General features: G+C 61.0%; 8 protein-coding genes and 1 pseudogene. 4 read left to right on the top strand and 5 right to left on the bottom strand.

The window, feature by feature from the left end:
• Nucleotides 1-341 precede the first annotated feature (341 nt).
• The 4 genes and pseudogenes from EJA71_RS27790 to EJA71_RS09800 form a co-directional block, all read right to left on the bottom strand.
• A complete protein-coding gene (locus EJA71_RS27790) occupies nucleotides 342-1,223 on the bottom strand; it encodes a methyl-accepting chemotaxis protein (RefSeq protein ID WP_371925655.1) in 882 nt (293 codons plus the stop codon).
• Nucleotides 1,203-2,309: pseudogene (locus EJA71_RS27795) on the bottom strand (HAMP domain-containing protein); the annotation flags it as partial. The gene EJA71_RS27790 and the pseudogene EJA71_RS27795, both read right to left, overlap by 21 nt.
• A 108-nt stretch (nucleotides 2,310-2,417) precedes the next feature.
• Entirely contained in the window at nucleotides 2,418-3,800 is a 1,383-nt protein-coding gene (locus EJA71_RS09795) for a PLP-dependent aminotransferase family protein (protein WP_158956360.1), read from the bottom strand.
• Nucleotides 3,801-3,986: 186 nt separating this feature from the next.
• The gene (locus EJA71_RS09800; protein ID WP_016983635.1) at nucleotides 3,987-4,748 is read right to left on the bottom strand and encodes an SDR family oxidoreductase; all 762 of its coding nucleotides are present in this window, start codon (nucleotides 4,746-4,748) and stop codon (nucleotides 3,987-3,989) included.
• A 237-nt stretch (nucleotides 4,749-4,985) separates the two neighbouring features.
• Here EJA71_RS09800 and EJA71_RS09805 point away from each other — a divergent pair, with 237 nt between their 5' ends.
• Nucleotides 4,986-5,990 carry an NADP-dependent oxidoreductase gene (locus EJA71_RS09805; RefSeq protein ID WP_158956362.1) on the top strand — a complete coding sequence of 335 codons (1,005 nt, stop codon included), beginning with the start codon at nucleotides 4,986-4,988 and terminating at the stop codon, nucleotides 5,988-5,990.
• Nucleotides 5,991-6,073: 83 nt separating this feature from the next.
• Here the strand turns inward: EJA71_RS09805 and pyrF are convergent, their stop codons facing one another.
• Nucleotides 6,074-6,772, bottom strand: coding sequence for an orotidine-5'-phosphate decarboxylase (gene pyrF, locus EJA71_RS09810; protein ID WP_162483045.1), 699 nt, complete (start codon nucleotides 6,770-6,772; stop codon nucleotides 6,074-6,076).
• Between the two features lie 295 nt (nucleotides 6,773-7,067).
• On the opposite strand from pyrF, the gene EJA71_RS09815 reads away from it, so the two are divergent.
• The 3 genes from EJA71_RS09815 to xopAW all read left to right on the top strand — a co-directional run bounded on the left by EJA71_RS09815 (nucleotide 7,068) and on the right by xopAW (nucleotide 9,957).
• Complete coding sequence (locus EJA71_RS09815; RefSeq protein ID WP_158956364.1) at nucleotides 7,068-7,817, top strand: response regulator; 750 nt, start codon at nucleotides 7,068-7,070, stop codon at nucleotides 7,815-7,817.
• Entirely contained in the window at nucleotides 7,817-8,866 is a 1,050-nt protein-coding gene (locus EJA71_RS09820) for a HAMP domain-containing sensor histidine kinase (RefSeq protein WP_158956366.1), read from the top strand. The genes EJA71_RS09815 and EJA71_RS09820 overlap by 1 nt, the downstream gene beginning before the upstream one ends.
• A 233-nt stretch (nucleotides 8,867-9,099) precedes the next feature.
• Nucleotides 9,100-9,957 carry a XopAW family type III secretion system calcium-binding effector gene (gene xopAW / locus EJA71_RS09825; RefSeq protein ID WP_158956368.1) on the top strand — a complete coding sequence of 286 codons (858 nt, stop codon included), beginning with the start codon at nucleotides 9,100-9,102 and terminating at the stop codon, nucleotides 9,955-9,957.
• Nucleotides 9,958-10,287: the final 330 nt, after the last annotated feature.

Here is a 10,287-nt window from a genome sequence, read left to right on the forward strand (position 1 = left end):
GCTCGAGTACCGCTTTTGATCTTAGAGCCCGTCGGCAGGCTGAGTGGAGGGATTGATCCGGGCGTGGGAGCGCAGCGACCGTTTGGCGCAGCCAAACACAGCGAGAGGAGGTGCAGCGAAGCAAACCATAGGCGCTGCGCCCGGATCGATCCCGGAGCGAAGGAACCCCGAGCCCCAGCGAGCGGGACGAACGTCAGGGCACAGACCTTTGGTTACTTTGGGGCGTTTGCCAAAGTGACCCGCCGTAAGGGCGGAACCGTAATCAGCAACACCCGCAGAACCAGATATGCACCCAACCCCCCAAGCGCATGGTCGGCCCAAAGGCCGCCAAGTCCAAAGCGTCACAGCCGAAAATGCCCAACCATCCCACGCAACTCCCCGCCCAACTGCGCCAGCTCAACACTCGAAGCCGCATTCCCGCGCATCGCCAACGAAGATTGATCAGCACTCGCCCGGATACTCGTCACACTGCGATTGATCTCTTCCGCCACCGAACTCTGCTGCTCCGCCGCCGCCGCAATCTGCTGATTCATCTGCTGGATCAACGACACTGCCGCCGCAATACTCCCCAACGCACTTTCGGTCTGCAGCGCATCACTCACCGCCAGCTTCACCAACTCCCCACTGCCCTGGATCTGCTGCACCGACGAGTGCGCCGCCGCGCGCAACGCACTGACCAGCCGCTCGATCTCCTCGGTCGATTGCTGCGTACGCCGCGCCAAAGCCCGCACCTCATCGGCCACCACCGCAAAGCCCCTGCCCTGCTCGCCTGCCCGGGCCGCCTCGATCGCCGCATTAAGGGCCAACAGATTGGTCTGCTCCGCCACGCTCTTGATCACTTCAAGCACGGTACCGATATTCTGGATTTGCGCACTGAGGCTCTCGATGCTCGAACTGGCCGACGTCGCCGAATCCGCCAATTGCTCGATCCGCGCCATGCTCTGTCGCACCACCTGCTGGCCACTTTCCACTTTGTCGTCCGCCGTCTGCGCCGCCAGCGCCGCTTCTTCGGCGTTGCGCGCAACGTCATGCACGGTGGCTGTCATCTGGTTCATGGCCGTGGCGACCTGCTCGGTTTCCTCCTTCTGGCTGCTGACCTCAAGATTGGTCTGCTCGGTCACCGCCGACAACGACTGCGCCGAGCTGGCCAATTGTTCGATACCCGCCTGCAAACCGCTGACAATCGTGCTCAACCCCGCGCCCATCTGTTGCATCGCCAGCATCAGTTGACCGATTTCGTCACGCCGAGTCACCGCGACGGTTGCGCTCAAATCACCGGCGGCGATCTGCTGCGCCACCTGAATCACGCTGCGTAGTGGCGCGACGATCAGGCGCGTGATGACCCACGCGGCAATCAGCCCGACCAACAGCGCCAGCGCTGAAGAGCCTATGATCAGCACCGAGTTTTTCTTCAGTTCAGCCTGCATCGCCGCGTCTTCAGCGACATACGCCTGATCGACGCGCTCGACGACCTGACTCGCACGTTGATGCAATTGTTCGTAAACGGTTTTCTCCTGAGCCAGCAAACCGGTGTACTCGGCCAGTTTGTCGTTGAACCCGGCGATGTGTCCGGACACCTCATTGAGCACAGTGAGGTAGCCCTCATCCTTGACCGTGGACTTCAGTTCTTCCGCCTGCGCCTGCGCCTGTGCTGCTTGCTCGATATTGCCCTTGCCGGCGCTGTCGGCATCGCCCTTGCGGCTTTGATCCAGACGCACCCGGGCCTCGTTCATCGCTTGCAGCATCAACCGCGAAACCTGGCTGACCTGATTGGCCTGTTCGATGAACTGCGCACCGTCCTTGCCTTCACTGTCTTTCAAGGTATATGCGCCGTCGTCGGCGAGTCCGGCCTGCAGCACGTCGAGGTTATTGGCCACACTGGAGACCGACCAACTGGCCATTTCCAGCGCAAGGTCCTTGGCCTGAGTCAGCGACACGAATTCATCGAAGGCCTTGCGGTAAGCCCCCAGCGATAGCTGGACATCATTCATCACCGCGACGTTGGCCGGCGACTGCGCCTTGAGCTGATCGGCCAAGGCGATCAGGCCGTCGACACCTTCGCGCAGGGTATCGGCGGTTTTCGGGTTGGCGTGCAGGGCATAGTCCTGCTCCAGCAGGCGCACCCTGAGCAACCCGCTATTGAGCGAAGACATCTGTTTGAGGCCATCAAAGCGTTGACTGATGGTTTGCAGGGACCAGACACCGATGGCCGCCACCAGCGCCGTCAGCAACAGCACGAGCACAAACCCGATCCCCAGTTTTTTCGCCATACCGAGGTTGGCAAAACGTCCTTGCACGGCCGAAATCATTGCGCGAAGCCCCCTGCCATAGTCTGTAGACGAAGATTCGCAACGGCCATCCGACAGCACAAGTCTCTGGCGTCGGAATAATGGCGAAAAGCTACGTCCCCGTCGTTTTCAGAACGTTTGAGGTCGATCCGCGCGGGTGTTGCGAAAAAACTGCCGGGCCCGTGGATCGCATGCATGCGCGACATTGATGCGCTGCCACTCGGTGATCTCGCCGCTAGGGCTGAACGCACTCGCCGGCGGCAACTCCACGCCACTGCACTGTGCCGTCCTGTGCAGCCGGGCGGGATCGGTCAGGGATGGTCGTGCCCAAATGAACAGGCCACCGACCGGTTTGCCGAACACCTCCCAGTCGGCGTCTTCCAGCGCTTGCAGGGCAGCGGCACGATCGGTATTCAAACGCTGACGTTGGCGCTGCACCAATTTGCGATAGGCACCGCTGGCCAGGAGACTGGCCAGTACCGCTTCCGCAAATTGGCAAACGCCCAGGCTGGTGACCATTTTGACCTGGCCCAGATGTGCAATCAGTTGGTCATCAGCCAGCACGAACCCGACCCGCAGTGAGCTGCTGAGTGTCTTGGAGAAACTGCCGACGTAGATCACCCGTGCATCCAGTGCCGCCAGCCGCACGCCATTGCCGTGATGCATGTCGGCGTAGACATCGTCTTCTACCAGTCGCAAGCCGTGGGTTGCACACAACTGCAAAATCCGTTGTGCCACAGACTGCGTCAAACAGCTGCCCGTCGGGTTGTGATGGTGACTGTTGATGAACATCGCCACCGGACGGAATTTTTCCAGCAACGCCTCGAGCATTTCGGTGTCCGGACCGCTGGGGGTACGGCGCACTTCCAGCAAGTGCACGCCGTGCATCCGCAGCAGATCGAACAGCGGCGCGTAACCCGGACTTTCCACCACCACGTAGTCACCGGCCTTGAGCAGCGTTCTGACCAGCAGATCCAGGGCGTGACTGGCACCGCTGGTGGTCAGCACCTGTTGTTCGCACGCATCGATACCGATGAGGCCGAGGCGTTTGACAATTTGCTCGCGCAACGCTGGCAATCCCAACGGCGAGCTGTAGCTGAACAGGCTGGCCATGTCGGTTCGCGCGACCTGACGAATCGCGTAATTGAGGTCATCGGACTCCCGCCAGTTTTCGGGCAGGCCACCCTCGCCAAGTTTCAGCCATGCGCCGAAGCCACGGACACCTTGCGCACCTTCGCTGCCCACCCGACGGTGATTGCCGGGCGCCAGTGGAGGCGACGCCGCCACCATGAATCCTGCTCCCTGACGGGAGGCCAGAACGCCTTGGGCCACGAGCCGTTCGCACGCCTGCGCCACGCACGACTGGCTCAGCAGATTGGAGCGCGCGATCTGTCGCACGGAGGGCAAATGGGTACTCGGCGCCACCGCGTCTCGCGCTATCCAGTCAATGACCCCGTCAACAATCTGCTGCACGACCGGCACCATTGCCTGTCGGTCAATTCTCAATTCCATGAGCAAGCAAACTCCTGTCCGTTTTGCTGGCGGCAGTAAATCACAGCTGCGCCGGACAGGCTGTGCGACAACGCCGTCAAAAGGGCTCGATCTAACTATTTGATACACATTGTTTAGCGGATTCACCGAACTAAACGCCAGGCATAAAAAAACCCGCAAGAAAGCGGGTTCCTTTGTTGTGGTTTTTCAGAATGCGGTCACGCCACCGTCCACGGCCAGCGAATGGCCTGTGGTGAACGCGGCGCCATCGCTGCACAGATACAGCACGGCACTGGCGATTTCCTCGACCTTGCCGATACGCCCGACCGGATGCATGGCGTTGGCGAACTCGCCCTTCTTCGGATCGGCTTCATAGGCACGGCGGAACATGTCCGTGTCGATCACCGCCGGGCACACGGCATTGACGCGAATTTTCTTCTTCGCGTATTCGATGGCGGCCGATTTGGTCAGGCCGATCACCGCATGTTTCGAGGCCGCATAAATACTCATCTTCGGCGCTGCGCCCAACCCGGCCACCGACGCCGTGTTGACGATTGCCCCACCGCCCTGGGCCAGCAACAGCGGCAACTGATACTTCATGCACAGCCAGACGCCTTTGACGTTGACGCCCATGATGGCGTCGAACTCGTCCATCGAGCCGTCCGCCAGTTTGCCCTTTTCGATTTCGATGCCGGCATTGTTGAAGGCATAGTCGAGACGGCCGTAGGTATTGATCACCTCGTCCATCAGATTTTTCACTTCGCTTTCGACGGTCACGTTGCAGCGCACGAAGGTCGCTTCGCCACCGGCTGTACGAATCAGTGCCACCGTGCCCTCGCCCCCTGCCGCATCCAGATCGGCCACCACCACTTTCAGACCTTCGGCGGCGAATGCCTGCGCGGTCGCTCGGCCGATGCCGTTGGCCGCACCCGTGACTACGGCAACCTGACCGGAAAACGTCATGCTCATTGTTATGTCCTCGAACGCAAAGATGCTGGGGGTGTGTCGCATTGCAGCATAGCCATTGGGGTTGGCCCGGCGTCAGCACTATCAGAAGGCTGTTTACCCGCCCATGCGTGGCAGTGATAAAACCATGCCGTGTACTATCACCGCTCTGGATCGACCTGCATTCGCCGCGCCCGCTGACCTTGCGACATGGCGGCTGAAGGTCTATCAACAACACTTCATTTCGTTCGAGTGCCTGCCATGACCAGCCAGACCAATCGCCAGTTCCTGCTCGCCAAACGCCCGGTGGGCGCCGCCACCCGTGAGACCTTCACCTATCAGGAAGTGCCGGTCGGCGAGCCTGCTGCGGGGCAGATTCTGGTCAAGAACGAATACCTGTCCCTTGATCCGGCCATGCGCGGCTGGATGAACGAGGGCAAGTCCTACATCCCGCCGGTCGGTATCGGCGAAGTCATGCGCGCACTGGGCGTAGGAAAAGTCATTGCCTCGAACAATCCTGGATTTGCGGTCGGGGACTACGTCAACGGCGCCATTGGCGTGCAGGATTATTTCCTCGGCGAGCCAAGAGGTTTCTACAAAGTCGATCCGAAACTGGCACCGCTGCCAGTGTATTTGTCGGCACTGGGCATGACCGGCATGACCGCGTATTTCGCCCTGCTCGATGTGGGCGCCCCGAAGGCTGGCGACACCGTGGTCTTGTCCGGGGCAGCGGGCGCGGTGGGCAGCATTGCCGGGCAGATCGCCAAGATCAAAGGCTGCCGTGTGGTCGGCATTGCCGGCGGTGCCGACAAGTGCAAATTTCTCATCGATGAACTGGGTTTCGACGGCGCCATCGACTACAAATCCGAAGATGTCGTGGCCGGTCTCAAACGCGAATGCCCGAAAGGCGTTGACGTGTACTTCGATAACGTCGGTGGCGACATTCTTGACGCGGTGTTGAGCCGTATAAACATGAAGGCCCGGGTCGTCATCTGTGGCGCCATCAGCCAGTACAACAATAAAGAAGCGGTCAAAGGCCCGGCGAACTACCTGTCACTGCTGGTCAACCGTGTGCGGATGGAAGGCTTCGTGGTGATGGATCACGCGGCGCAATACGCCAGCGCAGCGCAGGAAATGGCCGGCTGGATGGCCAAGGGGCAGCTCAAGAGCAAGGAAGACATCGTCGAAGGCCTGGAGACTTTTCCAGAGACGCTGATGAAACTGTTCAGCGGCGAGAACTTTGGCAAGTTGGTGTTGAAAGTTTAAAACCGAAGATCAAAAGATCGCAACGTGCCGCAGCTCCTACAGGTGTTCACATAACCCGTAAGAGCTGCCGAAGCCTGCGATCTTTAGGCGATTTCGGCTACGACCGAAGCCAATGCCTGTGCCGGATCAGCCGCCTGGCTGATCGGACGGCCAATCACCAGATAATCGGAACCGGCATCCAGCGCCTGACGCGGGGTCAGGATGCGGCGCTGATCGTCTTGCGCGCTGCCCGCCGGACGAATCCCCGGGGTCACCAATTGCAACGATGGGTGTGCGGTTTTCAGCGCAGTGGCTTCCAGTGCTGAGCACACCAAGCCGTCCATGCCAGCCTTCTCGGCCAGTGCGGCCAGACGCAGCACTTGCTCTTGTGGCTCGATGTCCAGACCGATGCCCGCCAGATCTTCGCGTTCCATCGAGGTCAGCACGGTCACGCCGATCAGCAATGGCTGCGGGCCGCTGCGCTTGTCCAGCTCTTCACGGCAAGCGGCCATCATGCGCATGCCACCGGAGCAGTGCACGTTGACCATCCACACCCCCATCTCGGCAGCGGCTTTCACAGCCATCGCGGTGGTGTTGGGAATGTCGTGGAATTTCAGGTCGAGGAATACTTCGAAACCCTTGTCACGCAGGGTGCCGACGATTTCGGCGGCGCAACTGGTGAACAGTTCCTTGCCCACTTTGACCCGGCACAGCTTCGGGTCCAACTGGTCGGCCAGCTTCAGTGCGGCGTCACGGGTGGGAAAATCCAGGGCGACGATGATAGGAGTCTGGCAGGCGGACATGAATGGGCTCTCAGGCAGGTCGAAATCGGCGCGCATTGTAGCGGAACCGGCGGCGGCGCGGCACCCGATGATCGGTAAATCGTCGCGCCAACCGTGATCAGCATAGCGTCCGCTGCTATTGTGTCGATTCCGATACACAACCGACATGCCGCCAACACGCGCCCGCGCTAGCCTCGCCAGCCGCAACACGCCCTTACATCAGCACTTCCCGCCTCACGGCAGGACGCCTATGCTGAAACCACAACCTCGCAGCCCATCTTTGTGGTTGGCGGCCTACTGGCAGACGAACAGCCCCATGCACAACAACCAAACGACCGCGACGGATGAGCCAAAAGACGACAAGCGCTGGAGCATTCGCGCGCTGATCGTCGACGATGACGTGCCGATCCGCGAGCTGATGATCGATTACCTCGCCCGCTTCAACATCCACGCCAGCGGTGTCACCGACGGCGCGGCCATGCGCGTGGCGATGCAGGCCGAACACTTCGATGTGGTGGTACTCGATCTGATGCTGCCTGGCGAAGACGGCCTGTCGCTGTGCCGCTGGCTGCGCGCCGAATCGGACATCCCGATCCTGATGCTCACCGCGCGCTGCGAACCCACCGACCGCATCATCGGCCTCGAACTGGGTGCCGATGACTACATGGCCAAGCCGTTCGAGCCGCGTGAACTGGTCGCCCGCATCCAGACCATCCTGCGCCGCGTGCGCGATGACCGGACCGAGCAACGGGCCAACATTCGTTTCGACAACTGGCGACTGAACAGCGTCCTGCGCCAATTGATCGCTGACGATGGTCTGGTGGTGCCGCTGTCCAACGCCGAATTCCGTTTGCTCTGGGTGTTCATCGAGCGACCGCGCCGGGTGCTCAGCCGCGAACAACTGCTCGACGCCGCCCGTGGGCGTTCGATCGAAGCGTTCGACCGCAGTATCGACTTATTGGTGTCGCGCCTGCGGCAGAAGCTCGGCGACGATCCGAAAGCCCCGCAGTTGATCAAAACCGTACGCGGTGAGGGTTACCTGTTCGACGCACGGGACATCGGCTGATGCGAGCGCGCTTCGATACGCTGTTCGGTCGCCTGTTTGGCGTGCTGTTCGTGGCGATTGTCCTGGCGCACTTGCTGGCATTCACCTGGTTCCACCTTTACGGCCCTCCTCCACCTCCACCGCCACCAGCCTTCACCCAAGACGCGGACGGCCAACCGATGGCGCAAGATCCGCGCTATCCGCCACGGCCCCCGCGTCCGTGGTTCGGTGGTCCGGTGGTGCCGCTGACCTTTCAATTCATCACATTGATGATCGCTGCGTGGTACGGCGCGAAACTGCTCAGTCGGCCGATTCAGCGCCTGAGCGACGCCGCCGAACGCCTCAGCGAAGACCTCGACAGTCCGCCTCTGGACGAGTCCGGCCCGCGCGAAGCACGGCAAGCGGCGCACACCTTCAACCTGATGCAGCAACGCATTCGCGAGCAGGTCCAACAACGCGCGCGCATGCTCGGCGCAGTCTCCCATGACCTGCGCACTCCGCTGTCACGCCTGAAACTGCGCCTGGAAAACATCAGCGATGAGAGGCTGCAGGGTCAGATGCGTCAGGACCTCGACGACATGATCGGCATGCTCGACGCCACGCTGACCTACCTGCACGAACAGCGCACCAGTGAAGCCGTGCAAATGATGGACGTGCAGGCGCTGGTCGAATCGCTCAGCGAGAATGCGCAGGATCAGGGCGCCGACGTGCAGGTCAGCGGCCACTGCGCGCCATTGCCGGTGCAGCCTATGGCTCTGCGCTCGTGCCTCAACAATCTGATGGATAACGCCTTGCGCTATGCCGGGCAGGCGCAAATCGAATTGCAGGATCAGCGCGAGCAATTGCTGATTCGTGTGATCGACCACGGCCCGGGGATCGCCGCCGACAAACGCGAAGCGGTGTTTGAGCCGTTCTACCGACTGGAAGGTTCGCGCAACCGCAACTCCGGCGGCGTCGGCCTGGGCATGACCATTGCCCGCGAGGCAGCGCAGCGTCTGGGCGGACAATTGAATCTGGAAGAAACCCCGGGCGGCGGCCTCACTGCCGTCATTCGCCTGCCGCGCACCTGAGAAACACACAATCGACTGTGGGAGCGAGCTTGCTCGCGAAGGCATCGGCTGATTCAACATCGAAGTTGAATGTACCGGCGTCTTCGCGAGCAAGCTCGCTCCCACAGGGGTTCAGCGGCGTTCATTGCATCTGTGTACCACCCGGTACAAACCTCACATACCCCCGACACCTTGCACCCTGACGCTGCATAAGCCGGTACACCCACCGGTTTTCCAGTCCAAGGAGTGAGCCCATGATCGGTAGCGTCAGCAACTACACGAGCTATACCAGCACCAGCACCAGCGCGACCCAGAACGCGCGCAGCACGCAACTGCAAAAAGAACTGTTCGCCAAGCTCGATAGCAACGCCGACGGCGCGGTGGATCAAGACGAACTGAAAAGCGCTTTGTCGCAAAAATCCGACGATGGCTTGCTGGTCAGTCTGAGCAAGCAGTTTGGTGATCTGGACAGCGATGCCAGCGGCAGCCTCAGCGCCGACGAAATGACCGCCATGGCGCCCCCTCCGCCACCGCCACAAGATCAAGCGCCGAACACCGAACTCGCCGACGCCCTGATCAGCGCCCTCGACACCGACGGCGACGGCGCTATCAGCAGCGACGAACTGAGCAGCGGCTTGACCAGCGCCGGCAGCACCGCCGACAGCAACGAAATTTTCTCCGCCCTCGACAAGAACAAGGACGGCACCGTCAGCCAGGACGAACTCACCGCCAGCCTGACCCCGCCACCACCGCCTCCGCCGCCAGTGAACAGTGACGAACTGTTCAGCCAACTCGATGCAGACGGCGACGGCAGCGTAAGCGCGACCGAGCTCAGCAGCGCATTGCAAACCAGCGCCAGCACAACCTCAACCACCAGCACTGACACCAGCGCAGCACTGCTCAAGGTTCTGGACAGCGACAGCAGCGGCGGCGTCAGCAGCGATGAACTGAAAGCGGCTTTGCAGGCGGGGCGTGAACAACCGGATGACGAGCAAACCGCCTCGACCCAGAGCACGACTGAAGCGCTGAACCGCATGATTGCCAACTTGAGCAAACAGTACTCGCTGGAAAACACCGCGTCGGTGGGCAAGTATTTGAATGTGGCGACGTGAATTGATCGGGTGAAGACTGATCGTTTCCAAGTGTTGCGCTTGGAGACGGTCACTTGAATACATCCGAGAAAGATTGACTGGCCGGGAAGAGGTCTTCGCGAGCAAGCTCGCTCCCACAGTTTGAACTGCATCCACCTGCCAGAGATTGGTCGACTGCAAGGCCGACTCCTGCAATTTCAAACTGTGAACCCCCCATGCGGCGCAGCCGCCCCACTCAACACAATGAGCGCAAGCTCGAGTACCGCTTTTGATCTTAGAGCCCGTCGGCAGGCTGAGTGGAGGGATTGATCCGGGCGTGGGAGCGCAGCGACCGTTTGGCGCAGCCAAACA

This window comes from Pseudomonas sp. PB106 (genome assembly GCF_009764645.1).
In the GTDB taxonomy this organism is placed as follows: domain Bacteria; phylum Pseudomonadota; class Gammaproteobacteria; order Pseudomonadales; family Pseudomonadaceae; genus Aquipseudomonas.

What these genes read in the sequence shown, in the direction of transcription:
- EJA71_RS09795 (WP_158956360.1), bottom strand. Translation starts at nt 3,800, where the DNA reads ATGGAATTGAGAATTGACCGACAGGCAATGGTGCCGGTCGTGCAGCAG.
- EJA71_RS09800 (WP_016983635.1), bottom strand. Translation starts at nt 4,748, where the DNA reads ATGAGCATGACGTTTTCCGGTCAGGTTGCCGTAGTCACGGGTGCGGCC.
- EJA71_RS09820 (WP_158956366.1), top strand. Translation starts at nt 7,817, where the DNA reads ATGCGAGCGCGCTTCGATACGCTGTTCGGTCGCCTGTTTGGCGTGCTG.
- xopAW (WP_158956368.1), top strand. Translation starts at nt 9,100, where the DNA reads ATGATCGGTAGCGTCAGCAACTACACGAGCTATACCAGCACCAGCACC.
- EJA71_RS09805 (WP_158956362.1), top strand. Translation starts at nt 4,986, where the DNA reads ATGACCAGCCAGACCAATCGCCAGTTCCTGCTCGCCAAACGCCCGGTG.
- EJA71_RS09815 (WP_158956364.1), top strand. Translation starts at nt 7,068, where the DNA reads ATGCACAACAACCAAACGACCGCGACGGATGAGCCAAAAGACGACAAG.
- pyrF (WP_162483045.1), bottom strand. Translation starts at nt 6,772, where the DNA reads ATGTCCGCCTGCCAGACTCCTATCATCGTCGCCCTGGATTTTCCCACC.
- EJA71_RS27790 (WP_371925655.1), bottom strand. Translation starts at nt 1,223, where the DNA reads ATGCTGGCGATGCAACAGATGGGCGCGGGGTTGAGCACGATTGTCAGC.